Origin of the sequence: Streptomyces virginiae, from assembly GCF_000720455.1 — a bacterium.
GTDB lineage: Bacteria > Actinomycetota > Actinomycetes > Streptomycetales > Streptomycetaceae > Streptomyces > Streptomyces virginiae.
Window position 1 is genome coordinate 493,697 of the sequence record NZ_JOAK01000001.1, and the last position, 15,057, is coordinate 508,753.

Consider the following 15,057-nt stretch of genomic DNA (forward strand, 5'->3'; position numbering starts at 1 on the left):
GCTCCGGCGTTTGACGCACGGGGTTCGGGGCAGAGTGCCGCAACGGCGCCGGGCCGCTTCCCGGAAGGTGGGTCCGGGGTCACACCCGGGCTTGTCCACAGGCTTCCGCAGCCGCCAAGCGCAGCGGATAGGCTGGGCGGATGACGCGAGCCGAGCAGCCGGCGGTCGTGACCGCCCCGGCGAACCCCACCTACGACGAAGCCCTAGCCGCGGATTCCCGTGAGCGTGCGGTGCGCGCACTGCTGCGCACCCCCCGGCTGCGCCGGCTGTGGAGCGCCCAGCTGGTGAGCGGCATCGGCGATGCCCTCGCCCTGCTGGTGCTGGTTCTGCTGGCCCTTCAGGCAGCCGCCTCCGAAGGGGCCTTCGGCGGTGGGTACCGCGGTGCGGCCCTCGCCGTCGCCGCCGTCTTCGGTGTCCGGATCCTCGCCACCCTGTTCTTCGGCGCCGTCCTGCTCGGCCCGCTGGCCGGACTGCTCGGCGCCGGCGGCAAGCTGGACCGCCGCTGGACGATGATCGGCGCCGACGGGGTCCGCCTCGCGCTCTTCGTCGTCGCCCCGCTGTGGCTCGACTGGATCCCGGCCCACGCGCTCACCGCGCTGCTGGCCACCGTCTTCGTGTCCGGCGCCGCCGAACGGCTGTGGACGCTGGCGAAGGAGAGCGCGGCGCCCGCCCTGCTGCCCGAGCCGCCGCCGGAGGGGGCCACCGTAAGGCCGCTCCCGGACCACATGGACGCCCTGCGCCGGCTGACCCTGCGTACGGCCTTCGCGGCGCTGCCCGTCGCGGCGGCCGCGCTGCTCGCGGCGACCCTGGTCGGCAAGGCCCTCGGCCTCGGCGTGGACTGGTTCGCCGCGAACCAGGCCGCCCTCGGCTCGTACGTCGCCGCCGGCCTGTTCGCCGCGTCGGTCTCCCTGCTGCTGCCGCTGGTGCTGCCCACCGGGGCGACCCCGCGGCCCCGTTCCCCGCTGGAGGGCCTGCGCGCCCCCAAGGCGGGCGACCGGCCCGACAAGGGCCGTACCGGCGTCGTCCCCCTGCTGGTCCTGAGCTGCGCCGCGGTCGCCGGAGCGGTGTCCAGCGCCGTCGCCGTGGCCGTCCTGCACGCCTTCGACCTGGGCGGGGGCCCGGCCGCCTTCGCACTGTTCGTCCTGGCGCTGGTCGGCGGCACCGCCGCCGGCATCCGCGCCACCCAGGCCGGCAAGGTGCTGCCCGGCCTGTCCCGGCGCCGGCTGCTGGCCCTCGCCATAGCGGTGACCGGCCTCGCGCTGCTGCTGAGCGGCCTCGTCCCCGACACGGCGACGGTGCTCTTCCTCTCGCTGCTCGCCGGCACCACCGCGGGCGTCGCCGCCAACACCGGCCACACGCTGCTGGACCAGGAGACCGAGGAGTTCCGCCGGGCCCGGGTCACCGAGCACCTCCAGGCCGTCGTACGGGTGGCCGTGGCCGTCGGCGCCGTCGCCGCGCCGGTCCTGGCCGCGGTGATCGGCCCGCACCGGCTGACCGGCGCCGAGATCGTCTTCTCGCACGGCGGAGCCGCCTTCACCCTGATGCTCGTCGGCGCGCTGCTGCTGCCGGTCGCCGTGGTCGTGCTCACCAAGGCCGACGACCGCAGCGGCGTGCCGCTGCGCCGCGACCTGCGCGACGCGCTGCGCGGCGGGGAGCCCGTACAGGCCCCGGCCACCACCGGTTTCTTCATCGCCCTGGAAGGCGGCGACGGAGCCGGCAAGTCCACGCAGGTCCAGGCACTGGCCGAGTGGATACGGGGCAAGGGGCACGAGGTCGTCGTGACCCGTGAGCCGGGAGCCACCCCGGTCGGCAAGCGGCTCCGCTCGATCCTGCTCGACGTGTCCTCGGCCGGACTGTCGAACCGTGCCGAGGCCCTGCTCTACGCGGCCGACCGCGCGGAACACGTGGACACGGTGGTGCGCCCGGCCCTGGAGCGCGGCGCGGTCGTCATCTCCGACCGCTACATCGACTCCTCGGTGGCCTACCAGGGCGCCGGCCGCGACCTCTCCCCGACGGAGATCGCCCGGATCTCCCGCTGGGCCACCGACGGGCTCGTACCGCACCTGACCGTGCTGCTCGACGTGTCGCCGGAGGCGGCGCGCGAGCGGTTCACGGAGGCGCCGGACCGGCTGGAGTCGGAGCCGGCGGAGTTCCACCAGAGGGTGCGGGCCGGCTTCCTGACCCTCGCCGCGGCCGACCCCGGCCGCTACCTGGTGGTCGACGCCGGGCAGGACCCGGACTCGGTGACCACCGTCGTACGGCACCGCCTGGACCGGATGCTCCCGCTCTCCGAGGCGGAGGTGGCCGCGCAGGCGGAGGCCCGGCGCCTCGCCGAGGAGGAGGCGCGGCGCAAGGCTGAGGAAGAGGCGGCGCGCAAGGCCGAGGAGGCGCGGCTGCGCGCCGAGGAGGAAGCGCGCCTGGCCCGTGAGGCCGAGGAGGCGCGGATCAGGGCCGAGGCCGAGGCCGCCCGCAAGGCGGAGGAGGAGCGGCTTCGCCTGGAGGAGGAGGCCCGGGCGCGGGCCGAGGCCGAGCGGCTGCGCGTGGAGGCCGAGGCGAAGGCGCGCGCGGCGGAGGCCGAGCGGCTGCGCAGGCAGGCCGAGGAGGAGGCCCGGCTGCGGGCCGAGGCCGAGGAACGGCGGCTGGAGAAGCAGCGGCGGGCCGAGGAGGCCCTGCTGAAGGCCGAGGAGGCGCGCCGGCTGGTGGAGGCCTCGGCGGCCGAGGCGGCGGCGAAGGCGGCTGCCGCCGCTGCGGCGGAGGCCCAGGCGGCTGCGGCAGAGGAGGCCCGGGCGGCTCAGGCGGCGCCGGCGTCCGGTCCGGCGGCGTCCGGTCCTGCGGGGGGTTCCGCCGCGGCGGACGCGCCCCGGATCGACATGACGAAGGAGCCGCACCCGGACGACGCGGTGACGATCGAGACCCCGTCGGTCAAGCGGGTCGTGCGGCCGGACGACGTCACCCAGACCGTGCCGGTGCCGAAGGTCGACCCGCAGGCTGCGGCGCCCGACGCGGCGGAGACGGCGGTGCTGCCGCCGGTGCGTCCGGCCGACGAGACGGCGGTGCTGCCGCCGGTGCGTCCGGCCGACGAGACGGCGGTGCTGCCGCCCGTACGCCCGGACGACCAGCGGGGCTCCGGTTCGGCCGGCGGCTCCGGCAGTGGCGGACGTGCCCATTCCGCCACCCGGCCGACGGCCCGCCGCCCCGAGGAGGACCCGGCCGACCGGGTCCCGTCGGGCATCTTCCGGGATGCGAGCAACGACCGGACCCGGGAGCTCCCCGTCGTCGACGACGACGGGCGGCCGCGCCGCCCCCGCCCGGACTGGGCGGAGGAGACCCCGCTCGACGACCTGCCGACCCTGGCGGACGAACTGCTCGGCCGCCGCCGGGACGACGAGGACGACGACGAGGGCGAACGCGGAGCGCGCCGCCGCCGCTGAGGGCGGACGTACGGGATTGTCAGTGGCGCCCGCGACAATGGGTGCACGGAGAGTGAGAGGTGGTGGGCGGGATGTCCGTGTGGGACGACCTGGTGGGCCAGGAGCGGATCCAGACGCAGCTGGCCGCCGCCGCCCGCGATGCCGATGCGCAGGTCACGGCCGCCACGGACGGGACCGCGCCGCCCGCCGCGTCGAAGATGACCCACGCCTGGCTCTTCACGGGACCGCCGGGATCCGGGCGGGTCACCGCAGCCCGGGCCTTCGCGGCGGCCCTGCAGTGCACCAGCCCGGACCGCGCCCTCGGCGGTGAGCCGGGCTGCGGGTTCTGCGACGGCTGCCACACCACGATGGTCGGCACGCACGCGGACGTCTCCAGCATCGCCGCGGTCGGCAGCCAGATCCTCGTCGACGACATGCGGGACACCGTCCGCAAGTCCTACACGTCCCCCGCCACGGGCCGCTGGCAGATCATCCTGGTCGAGGACGCCGAGCGGCTGAACGAGAAGTCCGCCAACGCGGTCCTCAAGGCGGTGGAGGAGCCCGCGCCGCGCACGGTCTGGCTGCTGTGCTCGCCCTCCCTGGAGGACGTGCTGCCCACCATCCGCTCCCGCTGCCGGCACCTCAGCCTGAGCACCCCCTCGGTCGCGGCCGTCGCCGACACGCTGGTGCGGCGCGACGGCGTCGAGCCGGCGGTGGCGCTGGCCGCCGCCCGGGCCACGCAGGGGCACGTCGACCGCGCCCGTCGGCTCGCCACGGACGAGGCGGCCCGGGAGCGCAGGGCGACGGTCCTGAAGCTCCCGCTCCGGGTGGACGACATCGGAGCCTGTCTCAAGGCCGCCCAGGAGCTGGTGGACGCCGCCGGCGAGGACGCCAAGCAGGTGGCCGAGGAGGTCGACACCAAGGAGACCGAGGAGCTGAGGGCCGCCCTCGGCGCCGCCGCCGGGACGGGCGGGCGGATGCCGCGCGGCACGGCGGGCGTGATGAAGGAGCTGGAGGACAAGCAGAAGCGGCGCCGGACCCGCACCCAGCGCGACAGCCTCGACCTCGCCCTCACGGACCTGACCGGCTTCTACCGCGACGTCCTGGCCCTCCAGCTGGGCTCCGCCCTCGCCATCGCCAACGAGGACGTACGGCAGGACCTGGAGCGCATCGCCAGGGCTTCCGGTCCGGAGCGGACCCTGCGCCGGATCGAGGCGATCATCGCCTGCCGGGACGCCCTCGACCGCAACGTCGCCCCGCTCCTCGCGGTGGAGGCGATGACCATGTCGCTGCGCGCGGGCTGATCCCCGCCGGGCGTGTCCACTCCCGGTTGACCGGCTCACCCTTACGAGGGAACCGGCCGCCGGAGCCGGAGCGGGCCCGGTCCGGGCGCCGCCCGGCGGGCGCCACGGAAGGCCCGGATCCGTCCGGAGCAGAGGGCCCGACCGGGTCCTCCGCCAGGACGTAGGCTCCGAGGATGGACACCAGTCGCGTGCTGCGTACCACCGGGACCGTGATCGCAGCTGCCGGGCTGCTGCTCTCCGGATGCACCTCTGGCGGGCCGGAGACGCTCCAGGCCGCCGCGTCGGCGCGAGGGGAGGCCGGCGGCACTCCGTCGGTGCAGCCGTCCCCCGACGCCGCCGCGATGCGCCCGTACTACGAGCAGAAGCTGACCTGGCGCGACTGCGGTGTCCCCGGCTTCCAGTGCTCCACGATGAAGGCCCCGCTGGACTACGCGGACCCCGGCTCCGGACAGGACGTGGACATCGCGGTGGCCCGCCGCGTGGCGACCGGCCCCGGCAAGCGGCTCGGTTCGCTCGTGGTCAACCCGGGCGGCCCCGGCGGCTCCGGGATCGGCTACCTCCAGGCGTACGCGGGCATCGGATACCCCGCCCCGGTCCGGGCCCGGTACGACATGGTCTCCTTCGACCCGCGCGGCGTGCAGCGCAGCAGCCCCGTCGAGTGCCTGACCGGCCCGGAGATGGACAAGTACACCCAGGTGGACCAGACCCCGGACGACGCGGCCGAGCGGGCGAGCCTGGTGGCGGCCTTCAAGGAGTTCGCGGCCGGCTGCCAGGCCCGCTCGAAGCGGGTCCTGCCGCACGTCTCCACCGTCGACGCCGCCCGCGACATGGACCTGCTGCGCGCCGTGCTCGGTGACAAGAAGCTCAACTACGTCGGCGCCTCCTACGGCACCCTCCTGGGGGCGACGTACGCGAACCTCTTCCCGGACCGGGTCGGCCGGCTGGTCCTGGACGGCGCCATGGACCCCACCCGCGCCGCGCTCGATCTCAACCGGGACCAGACCGCGGGCTTCGAGACGGCCTTCACCTCCTTCGCCAAGGACTGCGCGAAGCAGCCCGACTGCCCGCTGGGCAAGGGCAGCCCGGAGCAGGTGGCCGCCCGCCTGAAGGACTTCTTCCGCAAGCTCGACGCCCAGCCCGTGCCCAGCGGCGACGAGAGCCGCCCGCTGGGCGAGGCCCTCGCGACGACCGGGGTGATCGCGGCGCTCTACGACGAGAACGCCTGGCCCCAGCTGCGCGAGGCGCTGACCTCGGCGATGAACGGCGACGGGGCGGGCCTGCTGGGCCTGGCCGACAGCTATTACGAGCGCGGGGCGGACGGCAAGTACGCCAACCTGATGTTCGCGAACGCCGCCGTCAACTGCCTCGACCAGCCCGCCGCCTTCGACGGCCCGGACGCGGTCGACGCGGCGCTCCCGTCCTTCCGCAAGGCCTCCCCGGTCTTCGGCGCGGGCCTGGCCTGGGCCGCGTTGAACTGCGCTTACTGGCCGGTGAAGCCCACGGGCCAGGCGGGTCCGCTCACCGCGAAGGGCGCCGCGCCGATCGTGGTGGTGGGCACCACCCGCGACCCGGCGACCCCGTACAAGTGGGCACAGGCGCTGGCCGACCAGCTCGCCTCGGGCACCCTGCTGACCTACGACGGCGACGGCCACACGGCGTACGGACGCGGCAGCGACTGCATCGACACCGCGATCAACCGCTACCTACTGGAGGGCAAGCCTCCCCAGAACGGCAAGAAGTGCTGACCCGCCGACGGGCCGGCTGAACCTCCCGCGGAGACGGGCGCAGTGCGTGCGGGATCCGGCCGGGTCCGTGACCTGCGCCTCACCCTCACGAAACCTGGTTCGGGGCACCCGCCGAGACCCTGTAGACTTGGCGCCGCTGCTGATGAGCGATCCCTTCCGAGGGAATACTTGTCTCCCCAGCGGTGCCGCCTTAGCTCAGTTGGCCAGAGCAACGCACTCGTAATGCGTAGGTCTCGGGTTCGAATCCCGAAGGCGGCTCTGTAGAACCCCCAGGACTCACTCGCCGTGACCTGGGGGTTTTGCTATTTCCGGGGCCGGTCGGCGCATGCGGAGGCTGGGGCCCGAAACCCCGTGCGTGAGCGATGCGTGAGCGGAGGGGCCGTTAGCCCTTCTTAGCGGCCTTCTTGGCCTTGCCCTTCCTCTTCCCCTTGGCCTTCGCCTTCTCGGCGTGCCTGGCCTTCTTGGCGGCCTTGCGGGCCTGCTCCTCCTGCTCCGCCTTGCGTTGGAGGGGGACCAGCTTGGCCGTGGCCTCGGCGGCTCTCTTGCCGACGTGGGGGAGCACGCTCTGGTAGATGTCGCGCGTGATCCGGGTGTCGCTGTGGCCGAGCGTGTCCGACACGATCTTGATGTCGATGTCGGCCGCCAACATGAGCGTCGCCGCGCCGTGACGGAGATCGTGCAGCCGGATCGGCGGCAGCCCGGAGGCCGCGACGAGCCGCTCGAAGAGGTCGGTGACCTTGCCCGGGTGGAGCCAGGAGCCGTCCTCCTGGGTGAAGACGAGCCCGGTGTTCACCCAGGCCGCCCCCCACTCCGCGCGGTCGGCTTCCTGCTGCTTGCGGTGCCGCTCCAGGACGCCGACGGTGTCGTCGTCGAGCGCGACGACGCGGAAGCCGCTGTCCGTCTTCGGCTCGGACGCCTCGACCCCCCAGCCGTCCTGGACGAGCTGCCCCGTCACGGTGAGGGAGTGGCGGTCGAGATTGGTCTCCGACCAGGGCTGCCCGCACGCCTCCCCGCGCCGCAGGCCGCGGAAGGCGATGAGGTGCCACATGGCGTACAGCCGATCGCCTGCGACGAAGTCGAGGAAAGCGCCTGTCTGTTCCGGCGTCCAGACCATCACCGGGGAGGGCTTCTCGCCGGTCTGCTCCCACTTGGCGACTCGCTCGTCCGTCCATACCAGAGCCTTCGGCTTGCGCACCGGATCGATCTCGACGTGGGCCGCCGGGTTGAACGTGATGATCTGCTGCCCGATCGCATCGTTCAGGGACGCGCGGAGCGTGGCCTTCACGTGCTGGCGCGTGGCGGGGCCGGTCACCCGGCGGAAGGCCGGCATCGCGTCGAGCGCCGCCTTCAGCGCCTTCCGGCGAGCACGGTTCTCGCCGCCCTTCCACGAGATCGTCGCCAACTCCTCTACGGCAGCACGTCGCTGGGCGTTCTGCTCCAGGACCTCTGCGTTGCCGTCGGCGATGGCCGTGAACATCTCGCTCAGGTGGCTGACCCGCAGCCGGTCAAGGCGCCGGTGCCCGATGTGCGGCTTGAGGTGCACGCGGATGTCGGTCTCGTACCGGCTGATGCCCGACTTCCGGATTCGCTTGCCCGCCAGCCACCGGTCCAGCCACTCGGCGACGGTCAGGCTGCCGACGAGGTCCTGGCCGGCCTTGAGTCGCCGCCGTGTCTCCTCTACGTCCGGCAGGGGCAGCTTCTCGCCGCTGACCTCCGCCAGCATCTCGGCGACGAGCTGGATGCCTTCGGGGTCATCGGCCTTGGCGAGCCCGAGGAGAGCGCGCACATGGTCGAGGTCGGCCTGCGCCGCCTTGACGTTGGTGTACCCACCACGGGCGAACGAACGCCTGCTGCCGTCCTCGCGGAATGGCAGCTCCTGACGTATGGAGTACGTGCAGTGGTTCCTGCTGTTGCGCTTGGGGCAGGAAGTGCCGAGTTCCTTGCCGGTCTTGGGGTCGCGGCAGGAGCAGCGGCGGTAGGTGGAGCCCTTCAAATGTCGTCCTCTTCGTCGGTACCGGTATCGGGTGGGTCGATGTCGGCGAGTGCTGATGGCAGGTTTGGCGGGGTGGCGCCTTCGTCGCGGATTTCCCATCGGAGGCCGTAGAGCTCCTGCTTGGCGTCCTCGGCCTGTCTGGCGTAGTGGTCCCTCTTGCGTTCGGCCTCCTCGCGCTGGGCGGGGGTGGTCGCCGTTTTGGCCGCGAACCCGGTCCGTTCTGCCTCGTAGAGGGCGGCCTCGATGATGCGGACCAGGCTGGCGTGCCGGTTGAACTCGGGGATGAGTCCGGCGTCGTTGTCGCCGCTGGACTCTTCAGCGGTGAACTTCCGCATGGCGTCCCAGGTCGGGACGAGGTACTGGAAGGGGAGTTCCTGGGTCTCCTCGACGTAGCCGACGGGGAAGATCAGGCAGATCGGGGACGTGTACAGGGCCGCGGCCAAGACCATGACGTCCACCAGAGGCAGGTTGGCCCTTCGGCCGGACTCCAGGTTCGCGATCACGTTGCGCGGAATCGGGTGCCCTAGTTCTTCACATCGGTCTGCCAGCCGTTGGGCGCTCCACCCCATCTCCTTCCGTCGTCGGCGGACCTCGCCGGCGACGTTGTTCTTGATCCGGTCGACCCATTCCGGGAAGTCGTCAGGGTCTCCATCATCCAAACGGCGTTGTGTCATGGAGACACATTAACTTCCTTAGCGTTGTTCTCGTAGGCCCGGAGTCGGAAGCGGTTGCCGTGTTCGCCGAGGGCTGTGACGAGAGGAGCGCTGCGTGCGCGATGAACCGATGGCCGGCCAGTCGAATGGCATGAGGCGAGAGGAGTTGCTGGCCCTCCCGGTGGCCATTGACCTGGATACCGGCAACCGGGCCCTGGGTCTCGGGCGGAGTAAGGGCTACGAGTTGGCCAAGCGGGGCGAGTACCCGTGCAAGGTCCTGAGGCTGGGCAAGGCGTACCGCGTGGTGACCGCCGACCTGTTGAATCTGCTGGGTCTGGCTGCTTGAGGGCGAGAGAAGGTAGCAGACCCTTCTGCGCTGAGCTGACACAGAAACGCTGGACTGTGCCCGGGGTCGTACGTACTGTTCGTCGTCGCCCCGCGTGGCCAAGTGCCCACGAGAGACGAGCGGGCCCCTGGCAAGCCGACGCCGGAGGCACCCGCAACATCCCCATCCGCGACCACACGGTCAACCCCGGAGGCCTGCACGGCCGCAGCCACCGGAGAAGGAGCTGCCCCTTGGAAGCTGCGATACCTGACACCGAATCCCCATCCGATACGGCCACCTGGCCGCTGACCGCGATCCCCGGCCAGCCGGGCGCCCACCTCCAGGATCCACAGCCTGTGGGTGCCGAAGCACCCGAGAGCCCTGTGGCAGAGGTCGCGCCCGCCAAGGAGGACGCCCCTCTTACTGAGGGCGCGCAGGTCCTGTGTGACCTGCGCGCGGAGATCAGCCGCTATGTCGTGCTGCCGAGCGATGAAGCACTCTCGGCGGTGACGCTGTGGGTGGCCGCCACTCACCTGCAGACCGCATGGCAGCACGCCCCGCGCTTGGCGGTGCTGGGCCCCGCAAGGCGGTGCGGCAAGTCGCGGCTGCTGGACGTCATCACCGAAGTCGTCCACAACCCGCTGATCACGGTGAACGCCTCCGCCGCCGCGATCTTCCGGTCGATCACCGACGTCCCGCCTACGCTGCTCGTGGACGAGGTCGACACGATCTTCGGCTCAGTGAAAGTGGCGGAAAAGAACGAGGAGATGCGCGGCCTCCTCAACGCGGGCCACCAGCGCAACCGTCCCACCCTGCGGGTGTCCGGGCCCAACCATGAAGTGGTCCAGTTCCCCACCTTCGCGATGGCCGCTCTCGCCGGCATCGGGAACCTGCCCGACACGGTCATGGACCGGTCCATCGTCCTGCGCATGCGCCGTCGCGGGGGCGACGAGAGCGTTGAGGAGTTCCGCGTCCCGCGAGACGTCGCCAAGCTCCACGATCTGCGTGACCGCCTCAAGGCGTGGCTTCTCCCTCGGCACACGGAGGCAATGGATCTGGTGCCGCCCATGCCGGTCCGAGACCGGGCCGCCGACACCTGGCAGCCGCTGATCGCCGTGGCCGACCTCGCCGGTGGCCAGTGGCCCGCCCTCGCACGCACCGCGTGCGCCCGGATGGTCGCCGCCGAAACCGAGGCCGAGGAGGAGCACCCCGGCGGAGCGCGGATCCTCGCCGACATCCGCCGCGTCTTCGCAGCCCAGCGCGAGGTCGACAGCCTCACCACCGAGGAACTCCTGCACCACCTGTGCCAGGACCCGGAGGACCCGTGGGCGGAGTGGGGGCGAGGCGGGCTGAAGCCTCGTGACCTCGGCGCGATGCTGCGCGGGTTCGGCATCGTCTCCGGCAACGTCCGGCTCGCCGACGGCACCCAGCGCAAGGGCTACATGCGCCACAAGTTCCTCGACCCCTGGCGGCGCTACTGCCCCACTGTCCACCCCGTCGGCCCCACCGGTCCGCCCAGCGAGAGCTGACACCCGAGCCGCCACGGTTGCCGTCCTTGCCGTCCCTGCCGTGACATCGCAGGTCAACAGGCATGCGGCCAAGACGGCAACCGGGCCCAAGACATCCCACCCAGGACGGCACCCGCATCCGTCTTGCCCCGTCCCCAACGTCTTGGCCCGTATCACCCCAGGTCACAGGGCTGCCGCCCGAGACGGCAGACAGCAGGTCGCCGTCCTCCGGGCGAGAGCACCGGTACCCGAAATCGGCGGGGAGGCCCCGCCCTCGCTTGACGCCCAAGACGCCCGCAGGGCCCGCCAAGACGAAAGGCCGGCACGCCCCCGTACCGGCCCTGACCTGCGATTTCAACGGCCAAGACGTTTAAGACGCCTCACGCACCCCCGAAGCCACGTAGGAGCATCCCCACACCCATGGCCACCCTTGCCACACCCACCACCACAAAGCACGAGCCCAGGTGTGACGGCGCACCGCCCGGAGGCGGGAACGAAGTAACGGCCGCGCAAACCGCTGAGCGGTACACGCTCGCAGCGGCCGGGGCCGTCATCGTGGCCCTTACCGCCGGAGCGTTCTGGCTCTCGTACGCGCACCTCGCCGAGGTCGCCGGACGCCACGGTCTGGCCGCCTCCCCTGTCCGCCAATGGGCCTGGCCCGCGACCCTGGACGCGTTCATCGTCGCCGGCGAGCTCCTGATGCTCCGCGCAGGATTGCGCCGCGTCACCGACTGGTGGGCGATCGCCCTCACCACCACCGGTTCCCTCGGCTCCATCGCCCTCAACGTCGCGGGTGTCAGCGGCACCCGGGGCGCCACCACGGTGCCGCTGCTGGACTACGTGGTCGCGGCTGTACCCCCAGCCGCTGCTCTCCTGGCCTTCGGCGTCCTCATGCGCCAGATTCATGAGCACGTCGCCTCACCCGCCACCCCACGCAGCACGGATGACCGCAATCGCCCAACGGCGGTCCCCGTCCTACTCCCGGAGGCCGAGGGGAGCGCCTTCGACGGTCGACCCGAACCCATGGGGGGCGAGCCAGAGGGGCCAGGGGCCACCGCAGCCGAGACTGCCGCGGAGCCGGACGATGACCCCCGCGAGGCTGCCGCACCCGCGGCCCCGTCCCGGAAGGTCGGGCGACCGACAACCGGTGACCTGGACGACTTCCTCGCGATTGTGGAGAGGCTGGGAGGGGAGCCGACGCTGAAGCAGATGAGGACGGCCATCGAGGGCGAGGGCCACTCGATCAGCAACGAGCGCCTGGGGAAGGTCAAGAGGGAGCTTGCGGATCTCCGCAAGCAGCAAGCTCTGACCGGAACCATGCCCGGATACTGACCGATATTCACCGCAGGTCAACGCCGGTAAGGCCGGACGGGGACTGGGGCTGGCTGACGGCCACGATCCCCGTCGATCACCACGCGATCCCCGTCCCCTCGCCCCGGCCCGGTCCCCAGCCCGCGAGCTGTGCTCCACGTTCCCCTCACAGTGGCAGCCATCCGCTGCACTTCGGGGACCGCCGGCCATCCGGTCAGCTCTGGCTGCCGTGCGCCGCAACTCGTGCCAACACCATGGGCGCCCGCCCTCCGACCCCGTTTGTCCCGCACTGTCAGCCCACCCTCCGCATCGGAGAAGCACCCTGTGACGCTCGACCCGAACGACCCCGATTCCACGCCCTCGCTGAACTCGAAGCAGCCTGGGCAGAAGGCCCATTGGCGGACCGTGTTCGGGATGACGGCCCCTGGCGGAGCCAGTAGTACCCCGTGTCCGACTCAAGGTCGGTCTTCGGGGGTCTCCGCCCCGGGGGTGGCGGAGACGGCCCAGCGCCAGGGGGCGCCGGACCGTGAGGTCGGGTCCGAGGGCGGCCCCGACCAGGACACGCTCCACGCCGTCCAGCGCGAGATCCTCCACGCCGAACGCAGCGCCGCGCCCGCCGCCGGCGAGCCGACGGTGAAGAGTGTCCAGCCCACGATCCGCCGCTTCACCGGCAACAAGCGCGGTGACCGGGTCGGCCCGCTGCGCTTCACCGACGACGAACGCCCCCGCCTCCAAGAGGCCGCCGCCGAGCACGGCTACAAGGGCGAATCCGGCTTCGCCGCCGACATCGTCCTCGCCTTCATCAACGGGCGGTTCACCGCCAACCTGCCCCTGTCCGAGGATCGCCGCCGCACGCACGTCTTCCGCGCCCAGGTCCTGCGCCAGTGCAACCGCATCGGCGTCAACATCAACCAGATCGCTCGCGCCCTGAACAGCGATCTCACCCCGCCCGACATACGCCAGCACCTCGACGAGCTCCACGACCTCCTCGTCCTGATCGCCGAGACCTTGCGCGAGCCCGCCAATCCGAGGGAGGTCCGACAGCCGTGATCGCTGCCATCAAGCCCTCCGGCGCCAACACCCGCGGACTGCTCGCCTACCTCTACGGCCCCGGCCGCCACGACGAGCACACCGACCCGCACGTCGTGGCCGGCTTCGCCATGCTCGCCATGCCCGACCCCGGCCGCGACGAGAACGCCACCCTCACCCAGCTCGCCCGCTACCTCGACGCACCCGTACGCCTCCGCAATAGCGAGTTCGGCAAGAAGATCACCGACCACGTCTGGCACTGCCCCGTCCGAGCAGCCCCCGAGGACCGCCACCTCTCCGACGCCGAGTGGGGCGAGATCGCCCAGCGCATCGTCGCCGCGGCCGGCATCGCCCCCGAAGGCGACGACCTGGCCTGCCGCTGGATCGCCGTACGGCATGCCGACGACCACATCCACATCCTCGCCACAACCGTGCGAGAGGACGGCCGCCGACCCAAGCTCCACGACAGCGGCATCCGCGTGGGCGACGCTTGCCGGCAGATCGAGAAGGACTACGGCCTGCGCCGCTTGAAGAAGGGCGACCGCACCGGGACCCGCGCCCCCAGCCAGGCCGAGATGCACAAGGCTCAGCGCCTCGGCTGGGAACAGACGAGCCGCGAGTGGCTCCAGGACCGCATCCGCGCCGCCATCCCCCACGCCCGCACGGCCGAGGAACTACTCGCCTACCTGGAAGCCGACGGGATCGCGGTCAAGGCCCGGCGCGGCCCCTCCGGAGACCTCCTCGGCTACGCCGCGGGCCGCCCCGGCGACCTCAACAAGGACGGCGAACAGGTCTTCCACCCAGGCGGGAAGATCGCCCCCGACCTCACCCTCCCCAAACTCCGGGACCGCCTCGAAGCCGGCCAGCCCGAGGAACACCCCACCGCCCGCCGCAACCAGCCCGCCACCCCCTGGCACCAGGCCACCGAAGCCCTCGACTCCTTCCGCACCGACCTCGCCGACGACACCCACGCCCAGGCGCACATCACCGCTCTCGGCGAACTCCTCGAAGCCGCTGCCCAGAAGGCCCCCACCCAGCTCCGCGCTGAACTCCAGTCCGCATCCAAGGCGTTCACGCGCGCCCAGCGCTCCCAGATCCGGGCGGAAGACCGCGCCGCCCACGCCATCCGCAACGCGGCCCGCGACATTGTCCACACCGCCACCGGCCCCGACGGCAGCGCCCTCGCCGCCCTCATCGCAGCCCTCCTGTGGGCCGGGATCATCGCCGGCCGCTGGCACGAGGCCAAGGGCCACGCCCATCAGGCCGACGCCGCCCGCCAAGCCCTCCACCACCTGCAGGCAGCCGCCGACCGGGCCCTCACACCGACGCTCGTCGTACTCGAGCAGCGTCAGCCGAGGGAGGAAGCCCGCCGGACCCTCGCCAGCGACGTACGCGCCGCCGTCCCCGACCAGGCCGACCGGATCCTCACCGACCCCAGCTGGCCCGCCCTCGCCGCCCTCCTGGCCGACGCCGAAGCCCGAGGCCACCAACCCCACCAGCTCCTACAGGAGGCCGCAGCCCAGCGCGAACTCGCCACAGCCCGCCAACCCGCCCGCGTCCTGATCACCCGCCTCCAGCACACCGGCCGCAACCCCAGCCCCAACCCCCGCGCCGAAGCCGCCCGCCGCCGCACTACTGCCAACGGCATGGCACTCCCCGGTCAGCAGGCCGGGAACACGCCGCCAGCCACGGCACCTGTGCCCCCTGCGAGTCAGTCCGGTCGGTCTCGTCGCTAGCGACGGTGAAAACAAGAGAGCGGGGGGAGCGAGTTGATCTCAC

Annotated in this window: 10 protein-coding genes and 1 tRNA gene; 9 read left to right on the forward strand and 2 right to left on the reverse strand. The window is 72.3% G+C overall.

Annotated features, from left to right (window positions below):
- The first annotated feature begins 140 nt into the window (after positions 1-140).
- The 4 genes from tmk to IG86_RS0102365 all read left to right on the forward strand — a co-directional run bounded on the left by tmk (position 141) and on the right by IG86_RS0102365 (position 6,717).
- Positions 141-3,431, forward strand: coding sequence for a dTMP kinase (gene tmk, locus IG86_RS0102350; RefSeq protein WP_030894265.1), 3,291 nt, complete (start codon positions 141-143; stop codon positions 3,429-3,431).
- Between the two features lie 71 nt (positions 3,432-3,502).
- The gene (locus tag IG86_RS0102355; RefSeq protein ID WP_030817513.1) at positions 3,503-4,714 is read left to right on the forward strand and encodes a DNA polymerase III subunit delta'; all 1,212 of its coding nucleotides are present in this window, start codon (positions 3,503-3,505) and stop codon (positions 4,712-4,714) included.
- Positions 4,715-4,887: 173 nt separating this feature from the next.
- Positions 4,888-6,459, forward strand: coding sequence for an alpha/beta hydrolase (locus IG86_RS0102360; RefSeq protein WP_030894268.1), 1,572 nt, complete (start codon positions 4,888-4,890; stop codon positions 6,457-6,459).
- 184 nt (positions 6,460-6,643) lie between these two features.
- Positions 6,644-6,717, forward strand: a tRNA-Thr gene (locus IG86_RS0102365).
- A gap of 124 nt (positions 6,718-6,841) precedes the next feature.
- Here the strand turns inward: IG86_RS0102365 and IG86_RS0102370 are convergent.
- Positions 6,842-8,452: a tyrosine-type recombinase/integrase gene (locus IG86_RS0102370; RefSeq protein WP_030894271.1), complete on the reverse strand. Its 1,611-nt coding sequence runs from the start codon at positions 8,450-8,452 to the stop codon at positions 6,842-6,844.
- Positions 8,449-9,126 (reverse strand): helix-turn-helix domain-containing protein, encoded by a 678-nt coding sequence (locus IG86_RS0102375; RefSeq protein ID WP_030894274.1) that lies wholly within the window; start codon positions 9,124-9,126, stop codon positions 8,449-8,451. The genes IG86_RS0102370 and IG86_RS0102375 overlap by 4 nt, the downstream gene beginning before the upstream one ends.
- A gap of 109 nt (positions 9,127-9,235) precedes the next feature.
- Here IG86_RS0102375 and IG86_RS0102380 point away from each other — a divergent pair, with 109 nt between their 5' ends.
- The 5 genes from IG86_RS0102380 to IG86_RS0102400 all read left to right on the forward strand — a co-directional run bounded on the left by IG86_RS0102380 (position 9,236) and on the right by IG86_RS0102400 (position 15,014).
- The gene (locus IG86_RS0102380; protein WP_234348785.1) at positions 9,236-9,451 is read left to right on the forward strand and encodes a hypothetical protein; all 216 of its coding nucleotides are present in this window, start codon (positions 9,236-9,238) and stop codon (positions 9,449-9,451) included.
- Between the two features lie 230 nt (positions 9,452-9,681).
- On the forward strand, positions 9,682-10,959 hold the full coding sequence (locus IG86_RS0102385) for a DUF3631 domain-containing protein (protein ID WP_051784915.1): 1,278 nt from the start codon (positions 9,682-9,684) through the stop codon (positions 10,957-10,959).
- 399 nt (positions 10,960-11,358) lie between these two features.
- Complete coding sequence (locus tag IG86_RS39655; protein ID WP_051784916.1) at positions 11,359-12,270, forward strand: DUF2637 domain-containing protein; 912 nt, start codon at positions 11,359-11,361, stop codon at positions 12,268-12,270.
- Positions 12,271-12,738: 468 nt separating this feature from the next.
- Positions 12,739-13,299, forward strand: a complete 561-nt coding sequence (locus IG86_RS0102395; protein WP_030894283.1) for a MobC family plasmid mobilization relaxosome protein — start codon at positions 12,739-12,741, stop codon at positions 13,297-13,299.
- Positions 13,296-15,014 carry a relaxase/mobilization nuclease domain-containing protein gene (locus tag IG86_RS0102400; protein ID WP_030894285.1) on the forward strand — a complete coding sequence of 573 codons (1,719 nt, stop codon included), beginning with the start codon at positions 13,296-13,298 and terminating at the stop codon, positions 15,012-15,014. The genes IG86_RS0102395 and IG86_RS0102400 overlap by 4 nt, the downstream gene beginning before the upstream one ends.
- Positions 15,015-15,057: the final 43 nt, after the last annotated feature.